Origin of the sequence: Lacticaseibacillus kribbianus (assembly GCF_020180945.1) — a bacterium.
Taxonomy (GTDB): domain Bacteria; phylum Bacillota; class Bacilli; order Lactobacillales; family Lactobacillaceae; genus Lacticaseibacillus; species Lacticaseibacillus kribbianus.
In genome coordinates this window covers 142,752-159,710 of record NZ_JAIPUL010000003.1, presented here as the reverse complement: position 1 = coordinate 159,710, position 16,959 = coordinate 142,752, and the positions used below count along the sequence as shown (strand labels likewise).

Genomic DNA, 16,959 nt, shown 5'->3' with positions numbered 1-16,959 from the left:
GCCTCGTCGCAGTTGCGGCGGGGCCGATTTTTGCAGCTTGAACGGGCTACTTACTCCTGGTCGTCCGGCTGGTACTCCAGCAGATCGCCGGGCTGGCAGTCCAGCGCCTTGCAGAGGGCCTCAAGCGTCGAGAAGCGCATCGCCTTGGCCTTGTCGTTCTTGAGGATGCTGAGGTTGGCCTCGGTGATGCCGACGCGCGCCGCCAGCTCGTTCAGGCGAATTTTACGGTCGGCCATCAGCCGATCCAGACGCGACACAATCATACCAACCCCTCCGTTTCCTGGCGCAGCTGCAGGCCGTACGCAAGCACGTAACCCATCAAAAGCAGCACACCGCTCCCAATCAACGGCGTTGCAAGCACGAGGGCCTGGCCCACGCCAACCCGCGTCGCCGCAAACTGCTGGTACAGCGCCACGCCCAGCTGCGGCAACAGCTGCAGGGCGATCATCAGCAGGCACAGGTAGCCGCTGGTGATCAGCAGTCTGGCGTTGCCGCGAGTGAACACGCGGTCGTCAGCGATGTTGTGAAACAGCACACCCAAAAGCCCCATGACCACCATCGCCGGCAGCTGCTGGACCGTCAGCACGCTTTGGAGCAGCACTTTTAGCCCAGGCGTCACCGCGCCGGTGATGTGCAGCGATTCCGCCACGCGCGGGCCCATCAGGCCGTCGGCAGACGCCGCGTAATTGACGTAAGGCTGGGCCAGCGTGCTATTCGCGACCACCCGCCCGCCGTGCACCACGGTGTCGATCGGCACACGGCCCAGCCACACCAGCACCAGCGAGAAGAGGCTGTTCAGCACGCCGACGCCCATTGCCGCGAGGAGCACACACGCGCCAGCGCGCACGACACGGCCTGAAATTCGTTTCGTCATCTCTTTCCTCCTCACACCAGACCGTCGGCGTCCTGCTGCAGCTGCAGGCCGTAAGTGAACACCCCGCCGACGATGAACCACACCAGCACCTCAAACAGCGCCGGCAGGAAGTGAACCGTGCCGAACCAGAAGAACTTGGTCTGGCTGAACCTCTCGAACAGCGCCTGCGTGACCGGCGACACCACCATCCCGACAACCGCTGCGGCCAGACTCAAGCAGCCGCAGGCGATGAAAATGCGGGCGTTGCCTCGCACGAACACGCGGTTCTGGGCAATGTTTCTGAACAGCCGACTCATCAGGTAGACGATGCCGGCGTAGGGCAGCGTCTCCAGAATCAGAAGTGCGCTGATGGCCACGCGTACCGCAGGCGTCACCGGCCCCCCGGTGATGTTCAGGTAATGCTGCCCAATCGTCGCCACCAGACCCGATTTCGCCGCGCCTTCGACGTAGGGCCGCGCCAGCGTGCTGTCGTGGATGACCCGACCGAGGTGTTCGACATTGGCGAGCGTTACCCACCCGAGCACCACCCACACCATACTGATCACCAGGCCCACAAGCACCACAAGTGCCGCCACCTGCAGGAACCGGGCCACGCCGTGCATCACGCGCCTTGAAATTGTCATCTCACGCCTCCCTTTCTCCCATACCCATCTCTCAACACCATGAGTGTACGCCGACCGTTACCGAGCGTCAACGAAAATATATTGTTTTTCGATATATTTTTGGTCAGGGTCGAGAACCCGTGCCACGCAAAAAGCCGTCGCGGGGGCGGCGGCTCAGGGCTCACGCATTGCCTAGGATGGTTTGGATGCACATCCAGATCAGGTAGATGGTCACCGGCACGATCAGGACGGTCATGCAGCCGATCATCGCCCGCGCCTGGAGGCTGGTGTTGCTGGCGATGTGCTCGAAGCGGTTGTTGCGGGTCACGTGCTCGGTCACTTCGATGTCCTGCATCCCCGGGATGGTCAGGAGGTTGCGCTTGAACTGCTCACCGTTGAGCTTCGTCAGGCTCTCGGTGAACACGTTGCCGTCGCTGGTCTGAAAATCCAGCACGTACCACATGCGGTTCTCGCGCTGCCAGGTCTTCTGGGCGTTGACCAGCCCACCATCGGCCGCGCCGGTCGCCTGGGCGATGCTGTCGACCAGGCCGCGCCGGCGGGGCTTGGCCGCAGTGGCCTGGGTTGGTGCTGCCGCTGATGACTGGGCGTCCGGGGTCGGGGCAGCCGAGGCGTCGGCGGACTGGGTGGCCGCACCCGCGCCCGCGCCTGGCTCGATTTTCTCGGATTCAGGCCCCTGTTCCGGCTCGCGCTTCGCCGCCTCGGCATCCGCTGCGGCGGCTTGGCCCGCCGCTTTCGCGGGCCCCACCCCGGACTTTTTGCCCGCGGCCCCCGGCATCTTGAGCTGCGTGTTCACCGGCTTTTGGGTCAGGTAGTTCATCGACCGCTCCGCCAGCTGGAGCTTTTTGATGTGGTCGTAGGGGTAGGAGAAGTAGGCGGTGTCCGAGTCCAGGAACTCGATGACGGTGAAGAACAGGATGCGCGTGGTGGTGAACACCATCAGGCGGTTGCCGCGCAGGCTGTCTTGCGCCTTGAGGTACTGCTTGGTGTCGTCGGTCTTGGGCGCGTACATCCCCATGACGCCGTCGGTCGCCATCGCGGAGTTCTCCTCGTTGGTCATCGGCATCATGTTGATGATTTGCTCGCCCGGTTCAAGCATCTTGGTGACCTTGGCGAGCACCTGCTGCATCGTGATGTACAAGGACGCCTTGCGCGCGTTGTAGCGCTGCTGCAGGTAGTCGGTCAGGCCGACCGGGCGGGTTTTGATCCCGTTCATGCCGTTGACGACCTCGACGAACGGGTTACTCAGAATAGGCATTCAGGCCACCTCCTTGGCGCAACTTCTTGCGCCCGCGCGACAGGTGCTGGTAGACGGCGCTGCGCCGCATGTGCAGCGCCTTGGCGATCTGCGCCGGCGTCTGGTCCTGGTTGAAAAAGCGCTCGAACACCGCCCGCTCGACGTCGGACAGGTTGGCGAACAGCGCGTCGGTGTCCAACTGGGCCTCCGGTTCCGGGGCCGCGGGCTCCGCCAGGTACACCTGGTCGATGTCCAGGAACTGGAAGCTGGCCGCCAGCCCCCGCTGGTAGTCCCGCGCCTGGTTCTGGGCGATGGCCGCAAGCCAGCTCTTGAAGCTGCCCTTGGCCGGGTCGAACTGGCCGATCTTGGTCCACACCTTGTAGTACGTGCGGTTCTCGATGTCGTTGGTGTAGCTGCGCTCGTAAGCGCTCGGCAGGTTGCGCCACACCACCTGGCGGACGAACGTGCCGTAAGTCTCAATCAGGGCCATCATCGCCTGGTCGTCGTGCAGCCGCAGCGCGGCCACTAATGTCTCGTCCTCCATCTCCTCACCCCTTTCATGCTCCTCACCCTATAATACGGTCTCGGGACGCCAAATCTGACAGTCGGGCCGATAATATTTTTAATTTCACGCCGAAAAGGGCCGCGACCAGGAGTCGCGACCCGCAAGTTCCGGAAATGAGACGCAAAAACGCCGCCCAGTTATAACTTTGCAGAGTTTTATAGCGGCGTAATGCTTGCAATATGACGGGTGCTACCGCTCGGCGCAGAACCGCCGGTTACCCAAAATTTCGTGGCAATTCTTACTGCCGCAAGGGTTCGTGCGCGCCGCCTAGTCAAAACAGCGCCCTGCCTGTTACACTGTCAACCAGCAGACAAAGTGATATGAGCGGTGGTACCCAATCGAAAGAGGGTGATGCCAATGGTGGAATGACCGTTGGTTGTCGGAATCTGGTAGAAAGGAGTACAGCGCGACCTCATGACCTCGTTACTACAAGGGGCCATCGTGATCATCGGCGAGCTTGCCGGCTTGCTCTACGTGGCGACACGTTGTTGCAAGACGGCAACCGGCTTCCTCAAAGAAGCCCGCAAGCTGAGGCACGAATTCCGAAAGTTCCGGAGATGAGCAAGCAAAAACGCCGCCCGATTAACTTTGCACAGTTGGAAGGCGGCGTAATGCTTGCAATATGACGGGTGCTACCGCTCTTAACGCGGCAGTCTGCGCGGGACGGCGCTCTTACCCGGGGCGTCGTCTTTTGCTGTATCCAGTATAACACGGACAAATTCTAGGCGTAAAGCAGGCATCAGCCGACCCGCTAAGTGCGCGCTTCTCCACTCTCTAATCGAAACGAGTTCCACGCGGCAACGCGGGTGCGAATAGCTACGCACTAGCGCCGAGGCATAGCCCGCCTCAACGCTAGCGCTAGGCTATTCGACCCACTAAGACCGCCGCGTTCCACTCTCTAAACGGGCTACGCAAGGCAACGCCGGTTCGTCTAGCTAGAACTGGGGCTCGAAGCAAAGTGCGCTTCAAGCCCCAGTCCTACGCTAGCCGACCCGCTAAGTGCGCGCTTCTCCGCCCTCTAGTACCTAAGCACCGCGCACACGGGTTCTTCCATCATTTCCTCCGGCAGCACGCGCACCTCGCCGCCGCGCGCCAGGGCGTAGTCGGCCAGGTCGTTGAGCAGGTTGTTGTGCTGAGCCCGCGGGGACTCGCGGTCGAGGGTGAAGTCCGGGTTCAGCCGCGCGTTGATGCGCGCGCCCTGGCGAATCACCAGAGTCGCCACGGCACCGGTGTTGACCGCGGCGACGATGGCGGACAGGTCGTCCTTGAAGCGGGCGCTGCCGCGGGCGTAGTCGATCTCCGCCAGTACTTTTTGCTGGCGGCGCAGGCGGTGCTCCGCGCGCAGCGGATCGCAGGCCGCGTCGAGCTCCTGCAGGCTCATGTCGCCGGCGTTGAGCTCCAGCTGCATCGAGCCGCTCAGGTGCGGATTTTTGCTGATCTGGCGGAACACGGCGAGGTTTTGGGTCAAGCCGGCCGGGATCAGCCGACGGGAAAATGGCTTGGAGTAATGGTCGGCGATGTAGCTGTCGACGGCCTGGTAGTAGCGGCGGCGGTCGACCTCCGCCACGGCGGCCTTCTCGTTGTGGCCGTGGTAGCCGACGTGGCCGCTGCCGCGCGACACGCTGTTGATGCCGCCGCCGCGCAGCTCGGTGCCAAGCGCCTCTTCGAGTGTCACCGGCGCGTTGTCCGGCAGCTCGATTTCGGTCAGGTGGCCGCCGGCGTTGCGGTACAGCGAGATGCGGTCGGTGGACAGCACCAGCAGGTCGAACTCGAACTGGCGGCGCACGTCAAGAATCAGCGGCAGCACCTGCGGCAGCGCGGTCACCATCGCCGTCTCCTGAACCGGGAAGGCCAAAGTCCGGGTGTAGCGGGCCTCGGCGTCGACGATCACGCACAGGCCCTCCCCGTCCAGGCGGGCCAGCTGCGCCGGGTCGGCGAGGTCCCCGCCGAGCTGATCGGCGTAGGCGGCCCAGTCGGCGTCCGGCCAGGTCTCGGCCATCACCTGCTTGGCATGGTCGGTCAGGTGGCGCATTTTCAGCCGCAGCTTGTCTCCGTCGTGGGTGGTCAGCGGCAGGTACAGCGTCACGAACGGGCCGTCCGCGGCGGCCAGGAATTGTTGCAGGGTCTGTTCGGTCTGAGTTGGCATATAAGTCTCTCCCTTCGAGCCTCGGTAACAGGTCACAATCCCAGAATATCATCTTGCTAATATCTAGCGCAATGAATCGGCCCGGTGCGGCCCCGGACGACACGAAAAAGCGGCGACCACGCTGCCCGCAGTTGCCGCCTCCTTCAATGCCGTCGCCGTGCCCAGCGCTACTGGTTCGCCGGGGTCAGCTCGTACAGCGCGTAGGTCCACGCGCCGTCCTTGCGCTGTCGCGCCACCACGCTCCAGGCCCGGCGCTTGTTCGGAAAACTCATCTCGCCGTCCTTGCTCTTGTAGATCACGGTCTTCGCCTTGGTCGGCGCGCTCACCACCTCGAAGCCCGCGTCGGTTCGAGACTGCACCACGCGCTGGCCGCCCAGCACCAGCAGGCCCCCCAGCAGCACCCCTGCCAGGAGCATCAGCCACCCATACCGCTTCTTCATCATTATTCCTCCATGTTGATGCAATCGTTTACAGGAACATTGTACCCCCCCTCACAGAATTCACAACCGCCGGACGCCGACCTAAGTGTGACAAGCTTCGCCCTAGCCATCGTCCGGCTGCGCCCTGGGTACAAAACAGCCGAGCACGCCTTGTTCTGGCGTGCCCGGCCGTTTCGTGTCCGGAGCAGATGTGCACTACTTGATGTCGGTCCAGGTCCAGTCGAGGACTTCCTGGATGTCTTCGCCGTGCTCGCGAATGTAATCGTGGTGGTACTGCAGGGTGTCGTCCATCTTCTGGATGAAGGCACCGGCCTTTTCCGCGTAACCCGGGACGTGCGCGATGATGTCCTTGGCCAGGTGGAAGCGGTCGAGCTCGTTGAGCACCCGCATGTCGAACGGCGTGGTGATCGCGCCTTCCTCGCGGTAACCGTGAACGAAGACGTTGCGGTTGTGGCGATCGAAGAAGATGTCGCGGATCAGGTCCTCGAAGCCGTGGAACTGGAAGAACACCGGCTTGTCGGTGGTGAAGTAGCGGTCGAATTCCTCATCGGTCAAACCGCGTGGGTCGCGCTCAGGCGAGCGCAGCTTCAGAAGGTCAACCACGTTGATGAAGCGGAACTTCAGGTCTGGGAAGTTGGCGTGCAGCAGGTCGATGGCGGCCAGGCTTTCCATGTTCGGCTCGGTGCCGGCCGCGGCGATGATCACGTCGGGTTCGACGCCGTCGTCGTTAGAGGCCCAGTCGATACGCTTGAGGCCGTTGTTGGCCAGGACCTGCGCCTCTTCGATGGAGTAGAACTGCGGCCGCGGCTGCTTGGAGGTGATCAGCAGGTTGATCGTGTTCTGGCTTTCGAAGACCTTAGGCGATACGGCCAAAAGGGAGTTGGCATCGGCCGGCAGGTACTCGCGGATGAATTCGCCCTTTTTCTCCGCCAGGTGGGTCAAAATGCCCGGATCCTGGTGGGTGTAGCCGTTGTGATCCTGCTGGAAGGACGTGGAGGTGGAAACCACGTTCAGGGATGGGTACGGCTTGTGCCACGGCTGCTCAGAGGCTTCACGCATCCACTTGAAGTGCTGGGTGAGCATGGAGTCCACGACGCGCAGGAACGCCTCGTAGGAGGTGAAAAGCCCGTGGCGACCGGTCAGCGTGTAGCCTTCGTTGAAGCCTTCCGCCTGGTGCTCGGACAGCTGCGAGTCGATGATGCGGCCGCTCGGGGCCATCTTCTCGTCGCAACCCTTCTGGTCGATTGGTTCTAACCACTGGCGGTCGGTGGCCTCGAACAGGCCGTACAGGCGGTTGCTCATGGTTTCGTCAGGCCCGAAGACGCGGAAGTTGTCCGGGTTCAGCTTGATCAGGTCGCGCAGGTAGTCGGACCAGATGATCATGTCCTGCTTCACGTTTTGGCCGCGCTTGGTGTTGTCCAGCGCGTAGTCCTTGAAGTCCGGCAGCACCAGCGGCTTGGTGTTGTAGCCCATGTTGGTGATCGGGTTGGCCGCCATGCGGTGCGTGCCCTTAGGCGTGAGGGCCTTCAGCTCAGGCTTCAAAACGCCGTTGTCGTCGAAGAGCTCCTCCGGCTTGTAGGACTTCAACCAGCCCTCCAGGGAGTCGGCGTGGGTCATGTCGTCGCGCTTGACCGGAATCGGAATCTGGTGGGCACGGAAGGAGCCTTCGATCGGCTCGCCGTCCCAGGTCTTCGGGCCGGTCCAGCCCTTTGGCGTGCGGACGATCAGCACCGGCCAGTGCGGCATCGTGGTGTCGCCGGTTTCGCGTGCGTGCTTTTGGATCGCCTTGATCTTCTCGATCACGGTGTCCATGGTCTCGGCCATGATCGGGTTGAGCTTGTCGGCGTCGTCGCCTTCGACGAAGTACGGATCCCAGCCCATGCCCTCGAAGTACTTGCGCAGGTCGGCGTCGGACTTGCGGGACAGGATCGTCGGGTTGGAAATCTTGAAGCCGTTCATGTGGACGATCGGCAGCACCGCGCCGTCGGTGATCGGGTTGATGAAGGTGTTGGAGAACCAGCTGGTCGCCAGCGGGCCGGTTTCGGTTTCGCCGTCGCCGGTGACCGCCGCCACGATCACGTCAGGGTTGTCGAGGATCGCGCCGGTGGCGTGGCTCAGGGCGTACCCCAGCTCGCCGCCTTCGTGGATGGAGCCCGGAATCTGGGCGTTGGCGTGGCTCGCCGCGCCGCCCGGGAAGGAGAAGCGCTTGAAGAGGATCTTCATGCCCTTTTCGTCCTGGGTGATGTTCGGGTAGGTCTCCGTGTAGGTGCCGTCCAGGTACGCGTTGGAGATCATGACCTGGCCGCCGTGACCGGGGCCTTCAATGTAAAACATGTTCAGGTTGTACTTGTTGATGACCCGGTTGAGGTGCGTGTAGATGTAGTTTTGGCCCGCAATCGTGCCCCAGTGGCCGATCGGGTAGAACTTCACATCGTCGGACTCCAGTGGCCGCTTCAAAAGCGGGTTGTCGGCAAGGTAGAGCTGGCCGACGGACACGTAATTGACCGCGCGCCAGTAGGCCGTCATCTTGTCGAAGTAGTCCTTGGAAGAATAATCAACAGCTGTCGTCATGAACGACACCATCCTTTTCTAAGTTGTTGACCCCAGTATACCACGAAAAACGGAAAAATCACTTAGTTTCGCTTAAAATTGCTTAAAAAGCAGAGAGGGCGGTAAAACGCGGACTCCGGCCCTGGCGGGTGCCGTTTCCGGCTCCGGGTCGAGGCTGCGGAACGCGTGGGGCTCCCGCAAGCCCAAAGCCCGGTCTTGCGACCCGCCCTTGCTGTAAGTTGGCAAAAACCGCCAACTAACAGCAATTTCACGCTGGCTCGCCTCGGCCCTACGCCTCCAACGTCACCCTCCAGAGCCTCCGTCCTACATTGTGATCCGCCGCTTCTGCATGTGGGACTGGTCGATTCAACCATGGCGTCAAGCGCGATGGCACCCCACTTCACCGGTCCGACGTCTAGAAGTGCTCCTCTATGCTGCGGGTCGCGGTTGGAAGCGGGTCGCATCGCCGCCCTGCCTCCATTTTACCCGCTCGCCGCTCCTCGCGCCTCTTTGCGGCTCGCGCCCATTGAATTGCGCAACCATTCACAATAACGAATCGAAACGTGGTATAATGAAAGCGGAATCAAGCGGCCACGCTGCTCGGCCGCCCGACATCGCGCTTCTGAAGGAGTGAGTCTTATGTCATTAAACACATTCGATTGGATCGTCCTCGGGGTGGCGGCCTTCGCCTTCGCGGCACTGCTGGCGGTGCACGCCGTCGTCGCCGCGTTCGTCACCGCGCTGCTCATGATTGGCGTCGTTGTGCTCGACACGCACCCGGACCTGCACTTCCGGCTGTAAACTCGAGTGAATCTACCAAGAAAAAAACACGCAAGCGTTCAACGCTGAACGCTTACGTGTTTTTTATATGCCGAACAAATCTTGATGTGAGCCTGATCGTACCAACCGAAGCGTATTCGTTTCGATATCAATCTGATAGAGAAGTAACCAGTCACCGCGACGACCGCCAACAACATGAAGGTCCCGATGTCCCTCCCAGCTACCCTCAAGAGGATGATCAAAATATCGTCGGCGTAATTCTTCCTCGTGGCCACCGGTCTGAATCATTGAAATTACCGTATCCAGTTGTTTGATGTCGTAGTGTTTCCTCGTCAACCTTTTGTAATCCCGAACAAACCTTGGCATCGGCTGGAGCCTAAGCATCGATAGCCTTCTTCATCTCATCAACCGTCGCATAGGTTGGATAATTCTCTGCATGATCGAGTTCCTTCAACGCTTGAATGGTCTCAATCGGCAGACTTGTTGGTGTGAAGGGCAGCCGGTGATCTTTCACCATCTGGGTCAGCGTCATCTTAATGACGGTGGTAAGATCAATTCCCATATCATTCGCAATATCCGTTGCCTCCTGCTTGAGTTCGGCATCGAGCCTAATGTTAAGCCTTGCCTCTTGTCTTTTGGTTTGCATTCAACTCACCTCCACTCAGGATTATATCACGTTTCGGTGCAGTTTGAACATACGCTGCGCGTACAATGGGATCCAATATATCACTCAAGCAAACAGTCTGCCCCACGTACCCGTGATGCGAACCCACGAGGTTGCCCCGCGCACCCGGGGCTTTTTTTGTGCGTTTTTGGGCATAATCTACATTTTGTAGGTTGTGACCTTCGATGAATCCCTTTATATTTATACCTTGTAATTCATTGGGTGACACCACTAAGGAGGGGCAGACATGGGGACACATCGCAGGCTTGATCACGCGCAGGTGCTCGAAGCGGCGCAGCAGTTGGTGCGCGAGGAAGGGTTTCAGGCGCTGACCTTTCAGCACCTAGCCAAGCGGCTCGGCATTCGCTCGCAGTCGCTGTACAACTACTACGACAACGTGGACGCGATGATCGAGGACCTCGGCGCGACCTTCATGGCCGACCTTTACACGCAGCTGTTGGAGGCCGCGACCGGCCTGTCCGGGCGCTCGGCGCTTGCCGCCTACACCGCCACGGCCCACCAGTTCTTCGACCAAAACGGCGCGCTGGTGCAGCTTTTCTACTACGTGCACCGCTACCCGCAGGACAGCCCATTCGTCGCCGCGACGGCGAAGGTGCTGGACCTCTTGCGGCGGCTGATCACGCACACCAAGCTGCGCCACATGTCCCCGCAGGCCTTCGAGCAGGCGCTGATCGCAAGCGTCCTCGGGTTTTCCGTGCTCGAGATCATGGGCTTCATGCCCCACGGCCAAAACGGCAACTACGCCCAGCTGGTCAACCTCTACCTCAATGAAGTCATCGCATAAGGAGGCTACACGTATTGATAAAAGATGAATTCGGGTTCATCAAGCGCAACAAGCTGATTCTGCTGTCGGTGATGGTCATCATGATCATCCCGTTCCTGTACAGCATCTTCTTCCTGAAGTCGGTCTGGGACCCATACGGCGACACGCAGGACCTGCCCGTCGCCGTGGTCAACAACGACCGCGCCGTCACCTACAACGGCACGAAGATGAACGTCGGCGAGCAGACGGTCGCCAAGCTACGCAAGAACAAGCAGCTCGGCTGGCACTTCGTCACCGCCAAGCAGGCGCAGCAGGGGCTCAAGGATAACAAGTACTACACCGTCGTCACCATTCCTTCGAACTTCTCGAAGAACGCGGCGACCGTGCTGGACGAAAACCCCAAGAAGATGAAGTTGACCTACCAGACCAACGACTCGCTGAACTACCTGAGCTCGGTGATCTCCGGCATCGGCGTCGACACGCTGGACAAAGAGATTCGCGCCAACGTCACCAACGCTTACGCCAGCGCCGTTTTCGACCAGATCAAAACGGTCGGCAAGGGCATGCACAAGGCGGCCAAGGGCGCCACGCAGCTGTCCGACGGTCTCGCGACCCTGGACGACGGCGTCTCCCAGTACGTGGTCGGCGTCTCCAAGGTCAACGACGGCGTCCAGACCCTGAGCGTCAAGGTCAAGCCGCTGAGCAGCGGCGTCACCAAGCTTGACGACGGGGCCAACACCCTGAACGCTGGCCTGGACCAGTACGTGACCGGCGCCGACACCCTGGCGGCCGGGATCAACACCCTGGCCGGCAAGGTTGGCCCACTGGCGGCAGGCACCCAAAAGCTCGCGGACGGCGCCAACCAGCTCAAGGCCGGCACCACCGAGCTCAACTCGAAGGTCGGCCCACTGGCGAGCGGCACCAAGAAGCTCGCGGACGGCGCCAACCAGCTTTCCGATGGCACCAAGGAGCTCAAGTCCAAGGTCGGCCCGCTCGCAGCCGGCACCAAGAAGCTCGCGGACGGCGCCAACCAGCTTTCCGATGGCACCAAGGAGCTCAAGTCCAAGGTTGGCCCGCTCGCGGCTGGTACCCAGAAGCTCGCGGACGGCGCCAACGATCTATCCGACGGCACCAAAGAGCTCAAGTCCAAGGTCGGCCCGCTTGCAGACGGCACCCAGAAGCTTGCGGACGGCGCCAAGACCCTGAACACCGGCATCGGCGACTACACCGCCGGCGTCTCCCAGGTCGCCAAGGGCATCTCCGCCATGAAGGCGCAGACGGCAAGCCTCGCCGCCGCAAGCCTCAAGAAGCTCACGGACGGGAGCACGACGCTGAACGCCAGCACCGGTGAGTACGTCGCCGGCGTCACCACGCTGTCGGACAACCTGACCAAGCTCAACGCGGCGGCCCAGACGCTGCCGAGCAACATGAAGACGCTGCAGCAAAACATCGACAAGATGGCAGCCGGCGTCACCGCGATCAAGGCCCAGGTCACCGCCACCACGGCGCTGGCCAAGAGCAAGGCCACCAAGGTCGTGAACGACTACGCGACCGCCAAGGCCCAGCTTTCCGCGGCCGGCGTGGCCAAGGACTCGACCGCCGCGAAGTCGGTGGACAAGATGTACACGGACTTCATGGATTTCGCCTCCACCCAGGAGCAGGCGACCGGCACCGCGGCTGATTCCGCGGACGCCAAAACCCTGATGGGCGGCCTGACCCAGCTGGAAAACGGCGCCAAGACCCTGTCCGCTGCGCTTGACACCCAGCTGGCAACCGACGGCGACATCACCAAGCTCGCCTCAAGCCTCACCCAGCTGCAGGACGGCGCCAAACTTTTGGCCACCAAGGGCACGGCTTTGACCGACGGCTCCGACGAGCTCAACGACAGCATCCAGCAGCTCGCCGCGGGCCTGCCCGCCCTGCTGGACGGCATCGACCAGCTCGACCAGGGCGTGACCCAGGTCACCGCCAACAACCTGAAGCTCAAGCTCGGCGCGGCCACCCTGACCGGCGGCCTCAACCAGATGAACGGCCAGATTCCGGTCCTGACTACCGGCGTTGACAAGCTCAACGACGGCGCTAGCCAGGTCGCGGGCGGCCTCAACACCATGAACGGCCAGATCCCTGACCTGACCGCCGGCGTCACCAAGCTCAACGACGGTGCAGGCCAGCTCGCAGGCGGCCTCAACACCATGAACGGTCAGATCCCTGACCTGACTGCCGGCGTCACCAAGCTCAACAACGGTGCCGGCCAGCTCGCGGGCGGCCTCAACACCATGAACGGCCAGATTCCGACCCTCACCGCCGGCGTCTCCCAGCTCAACAACGGCGCAGGCCAGCTTGCGGGCGGCCTCAACACCATGAACGGCCAGATCCCGGCCCTGACGTCCGGCGTCTCCCAGCTCAACAACGGCGGTCAGCAGCTCGCGGCCAACGGTGGCAAGCTCACCAGCGGCGCCAAGCAGATTGCAGGCGGCCTCGACCAGATGAAGGGTCAGCTGCCGCAGCTGACCACCGGCGTTACGCAGCTGGCCGATGGCACCAAGCAGCTTGACGACAAGTCCAAGGACCTGACCGACGGCACCGGTAAGCTCGAAGGCGGCGCCAAAACCCTGTCGACCAGCCTTGGCGCCGGCGCCAAGCAGGTCAACGGCATCAAGTTGAGCGACAAGACGGCGAAGATGTTCGCCGCCCCGACCAAGCTGCACCACGGCTACTTCAGCAAGGTCGACAACTACGGCCACGCCCTGGCGCCTTACGTGCTGTCCCTGGCGCTTTACGTCGGTGCCCTGGTCTTCAACTTCGCCTACCCGATCCGCAAGGTTTCCAAGAAGGACGGCACGGCAACGCAGTGGTTCGCCTCCAAGATCGTGCTCGGCGGCCTGGTCGCCACCGGCATGGCGCTGGTCGAGGCCACGCTCATCATCGCGGCCGGGTTGACCGTCGACCACGTCGGCCTCTTCTACCTTTTCGCCGAACTCTTCGCCCTCGCGTCCATGTACCTGGTCATGTTCCTGTCCATGTGGCTGGACAACCCGGGCCGCTTCGTCGCGATGGTGCTCCTGATGCTGCAGCTGGGCGGTGCCGGCGGGACGTTCCCGCTCGAGATCACCAACCGCTTCTACAACATCATCCACCCGTTTCTGCCGATGAGCTACTCGATCATGGGCTTCCGTCAGGCCATCACCTCGGGCATCGCCTCGGGCACGGTCGCCCAGGCGGTCGTCGTCCTGATCGGCGTTATCCTCGGCTCCCTGGCCCTCCTGTGGCTGGTCATGCAGTACTTGCAGCGCAAGCACCTGATGGGTGTCTCGCAGCTGGACGACAACCAGAAGTTGCAGGAAGTGGAAAAGTAACCCAGAGCGGAAGACCGCGAATTTAGCGGAACGCATAGCGTAGAACAAGCCCTTGAAGCGCACTTGGCTTCAAGGGCTTGTTCTAGCTAGGCGATTCCGCGTTGCGGGCTGGAGCTCGACGAACCCACAGCGGAGGGCGGCGGGCTTAGCCCACCGTCCAGCGTAAGGCCAGTGCTTGGGGCGCTCTTTGCCCCGAGTGCTGGCCTTAGCTGGACGAGTGGGCGTTGCCGCACGGAGCTCGACGAATCCAGAGCGGAGCCGAGCGTTTAGCCGGTCGGCTAGCGTAGGGTTGGGCATTGGGCCCGAACTTGGCCCAGTGTCCGACCCGAGCTAGACGCACCGGCGATGCTCGGCGGAGCTCGACGATACCAGAGCGGAAGACCGCGCACTTAGCGGAACGCATAGCGTAGAACGAGCCCTTGAAGCGCACTTGGCTTCAAGGGCTTGTTCTAGCTAGGCGCTTCCGCGTTGCGGGCTGGAGCTCGACGAAACCAGAGCGGAGTGCGGCGAATTTAGGCAATCGTCTAGCGCAAGGCCAGTGCTTGGGGCGTTCCTTGCCCCGAGTGCTGGCCTTAGCTGGACGAGTTGCCGTTGCCGCACGGAGCTCGACAACCCAGAGCGGAGCCGAGCGTTTAGCCGGTCGGCTAGCGTAGGGTTGGGCATTGGGCCCGAACTTGGCCCAGTGTCCGACCCGAGCTAGACGCACCGGCGATGCTCGGCGGAGCTCGACGATACCAGAGCGGAAGACCGCGAATTTAGCGGAACGCATAGCGTAGGACAAGCCCTTGAAGCGTACTTGGCTTCAAGGGCTTGTTCTAGCTAGGCGCTTCCGCGTTGTGGTCTGGAGCTCGACGAACCAGAGCAGAGTGCGGCGGGCTTAGCGGGTCGGATTGCCTAGCGCCAGTGCTTGGGGCGGGCCTTGCCCCGAGTGCTGGTGCGTAGCAATCCGCTCCCGCGTTGCCGCACGGAGCTCGACGAGATCAGAGCGGAACTATTCGCCCTAATCAAAAAGTAGGACAAGCACGGCGCAAATAACGGCGTAGCCTGTCCTACTTTTTCATGTTCAAGACTAAAGCATTATTCCGACTCGCCGTCGTGCTCCCGGTGCCACGCCTGAATCTGTGCCAGCCGCTGCGCCACTTTGGCCTCGCTGCCCTGCGTAGTCGGGTGGTAGTAGCGGCGCCCGACCAGGTTGTCCGGCATCGTCTGCATCGTGGTCAGCTTGTCCTTGGTGTCGTGAGCGTATTCATAACCCTTGCCGTAGCCGACCTCTCCCATCAGGTCGGTGACGGCGTTGCGAATCTGGAGCGGCACCGGCTCCGCAAGCGTTTCCGTCGCATCCTTTTTCGCCGCCTCATAGGCCGTGTACAGGGCGTTGCTCTTCGGCGCCAGGCTCAGGTACACCACCGCGTGGGTCAGGTGGACCGAGCACTCCGGCATGCCGATGAACTGACAGGCCTGAAAAACGCTGGTGCAGATCTCAAGCGCACGGGAGTCGGCCATGCCGATGTCCTCGGAGGCGAACCGCACCAGCCGCCGCGCGATGTACAGCGGGTCCTCACCGGCCTCAAGCATCCGCGCCAGCCAGTAAACCGCCGCGTCGACGTCAGAGTTGCGCATCGACTTGTGCAAGGCCGAGATCAGGTTGTAATGCTCCTCGCCGTTCTTGTCGTACAGCAACGCCTTCTTGGACAGCAGCTGCCCGACCGCCTGCTTCGTGACGTGAATCACATCACCCGACTGGCCGCCGGCGTCGGTCACCGCCATCTCCAGCGTGTTCAGCGCAATCCGCGCATCCCCGTTGGCGAAGGTCGCAATCTGTTGCAGCAGCTCGTCTGCAATCTCCACTTTTTCCAGCCCGTAGCCGCGCGGGTCGCGCAGCGCACGCTGCAGCAGTCCGACCAGGTCGGCGGTGGCCAGCGGCTTCATCACGAACACCCGGGTGCGCGACAACAGCGCCGCGTTGACCTCGAACGACGGGTTCTCCGTCGTCGCCCCAATCAGCGTGATGGAGCCGCGCTCGACGTAGGGCAAAAAGGCGTCCTGCTGGGCCTTGTTGAAGCGGTGAATCTCGTCGACGAAGACGATGGTTTTCTGCCCCAGCAAGCGGTTGGCCTCGGCCTCCTCCATCACCTTCTTGATCTCCTTGATGCCGCTGGTGACGGCGGAGAAGTTGACGAACGCGGCCTTGGTCTGGCGCGCGATGATCTGCGCCAGCGTGGTTTTGCCCACGCCCGGCGGTCCCCAGAAGATCAGCGAGGGAATCTCGTCTTGCGTGATCAGCTTGGTCAAAACGGCGTCGGGCCCGACCAGCTGCGCCTGCCCGGCGAACTCGGCCAAAGTCTGCGGCCGCATGCGGCTGGCCAGCGGCTGAAGCGCCTGGCCGGCGGATTCGAATAAGTCCATGTGAGGTGCCTTCTTTCACAAATGCGTGGGAAATTGGAACAGTAAATACGGCGGCAGACGGTCCAATCGCATACGCTCACGCGAATAAACGGCAGCAATAAATGTCCTACCTTTCGCAGGTTGGTCCGTCGCGTGATACCGCTGTGTAGCGGCCGGAGGGCCCCGGGCGGGTTGGGCCGTGAAAGGATGAGCGTCTCAAAAGCCTCGCGGTCTTGGCGAGCTTTCGCGCCACTCATCCCGGCAGATTTAGAGACGGGGTAGCCGCAACGCGGCTCCGGCTCTAAATCTAGGTCGGAGCCCAACGGGCGGAGACCGGCCGCACAGCCCAACCCGCCCGGGGCCCGGAGGCCGCGGCCACAACCCGCCAAACTAGGCTTGCGCCACCCTTCAATAAACGGGTTCCGCAAGCCAACGCGGGTGTGAATAGCTACGCCGCTGCGCTCGGGCCTAAGTGCGGGCCCAAGCGCAGCGGCTAGGCTATTCAACCCGCTAAGCCCGGCTTGCTCCACCCTCTCCATTATACGTGATATACTTAGT

At 62.0% G+C, this 16,959-nt stretch carries 14 protein-coding genes; 3 read left to right on the top strand and 11 right to left on the bottom strand.

Annotated elements, in window-relative coordinates; all coding sequences use genetic code 11:
- Positions 1-50: 50 nt before the first annotated feature.
- From LE416_RS09930 to LE416_RS09895, 8 genes are all read right to left on the bottom strand, one after another.
- On the bottom strand, positions 51-263 hold the full coding sequence (locus LE416_RS09930; RefSeq protein WP_225048341.1) for a helix-turn-helix domain-containing protein: 213 nt from the start codon (positions 261-263) through the stop codon (positions 51-53).
- Positions 260-874, bottom strand: coding sequence for a DUF2975 domain-containing protein (locus LE416_RS09925; protein WP_225048339.1), 615 nt, complete (start codon positions 872-874; stop codon positions 260-262). The genes LE416_RS09930 and LE416_RS09925 overlap by 4 nt, the downstream gene beginning before the upstream one ends.
- Positions 875-885: 11 nt before the next feature.
- Entirely contained in the window at positions 886-1,497 is a 612-nt protein-coding gene (locus LE416_RS09920) for a DUF2975 domain-containing protein (RefSeq protein WP_225048338.1), read from the bottom strand.
- 160 nt (positions 1,498-1,657) lie between these two features.
- Positions 1,658-2,752: a hypothetical protein gene (locus tag LE416_RS09915; RefSeq protein ID WP_225048337.1), complete on the bottom strand. Its 1,095-nt coding sequence runs from the start codon at positions 2,750-2,752 to the stop codon at positions 1,658-1,660.
- Positions 2,736-3,275 (bottom strand): sigma-70 family RNA polymerase sigma factor, encoded by a 540-nt coding sequence (locus LE416_RS09910; protein ID WP_225048336.1) that lies wholly within the window; start codon positions 3,273-3,275, stop codon positions 2,736-2,738. The genes LE416_RS09915 and LE416_RS09910 overlap by 17 nt, the downstream gene beginning before the upstream one ends.
- A 1,039-nt stretch (positions 3,276-4,314) precedes the next feature.
- Positions 4,315-5,442, bottom strand: coding sequence for a baeRF6 domain-containing protein (locus LE416_RS09905; RefSeq protein WP_225048335.1), 1,128 nt, complete (start codon positions 5,440-5,442; stop codon positions 4,315-4,317).
- Between the two features lie 167 nt (positions 5,443-5,609).
- A complete protein-coding gene (locus LE416_RS09900) occupies positions 5,610-5,882 on the bottom strand; it encodes a hypothetical protein (protein ID WP_225048334.1) in 273 nt (90 codons plus the stop codon).
- A 195-nt stretch (positions 5,883-6,077) separates the two neighbouring features.
- Complete coding sequence (locus LE416_RS09895; RefSeq protein ID WP_225048333.1) at positions 6,078-8,453, bottom strand: phosphoketolase family protein; 2,376 nt, start codon at positions 8,451-8,453, stop codon at positions 6,078-6,080.
- A 618-nt stretch (positions 8,454-9,071) separates the two neighbouring features.
- Here LE416_RS09895 and LE416_RS09890 point away from each other — a divergent pair.
- Positions 9,072-9,233, top strand: coding sequence for a hypothetical protein (locus LE416_RS09890; RefSeq protein WP_225048332.1), 162 nt, complete (start codon positions 9,072-9,074; stop codon positions 9,231-9,233).
- Positions 9,234-9,296: 63 nt separating this feature from the next.
- Here LE416_RS09890 and LE416_RS09885 read toward each other — a convergent pair whose 3' ends face one another.
- Entirely contained in the window at positions 9,297-9,578 is a 282-nt protein-coding gene (locus tag LE416_RS09885) for a type II toxin-antitoxin system YafQ family toxin (RefSeq protein WP_225048732.1), read from the bottom strand.
- Between the two features lie 10 nt (positions 9,579-9,588).
- Positions 9,589-9,858, bottom strand: a complete 270-nt coding sequence (locus LE416_RS09880) for a type II toxin-antitoxin system RelB/DinJ family antitoxin (protein ID WP_225048330.1) — start codon at positions 9,856-9,858, stop codon at positions 9,589-9,591.
- A 265-nt stretch (positions 9,859-10,123) separates the two neighbouring features.
- Between LE416_RS09880 and LE416_RS09875 the strand changes: the two genes are divergently transcribed.
- Together LE416_RS09875 and LE416_RS09870 are read left to right on the top strand one after the other, a co-directional pair.
- Positions 10,124-10,681 (top strand): TetR/AcrR family transcriptional regulator, encoded by a 558-nt coding sequence (locus LE416_RS09875; RefSeq protein ID WP_225048328.1) that lies wholly within the window; start codon positions 10,124-10,126, stop codon positions 10,679-10,681.
- A 14-nt stretch (positions 10,682-10,695) separates the two neighbouring features.
- The gene (locus LE416_RS09870; protein ID WP_225048326.1) at positions 10,696-14,016 is read left to right on the top strand and encodes a YhgE/Pip domain-containing protein; all 3,321 of its coding nucleotides are present in this window, start codon (positions 10,696-10,698) and stop codon (positions 14,014-14,016) included.
- A 1,077-nt stretch (positions 14,017-15,093) separates the two neighbouring features.
- Here the strand turns inward: LE416_RS09870 and LE416_RS09865 are convergent.
- Positions 15,094-16,422, bottom strand: coding sequence for a replication-associated recombination protein A (locus LE416_RS09865; protein WP_225048324.1), 1,329 nt, complete (start codon positions 16,420-16,422; stop codon positions 15,094-15,096).
- Positions 16,423-16,959 lie beyond the last annotated feature (537 nt).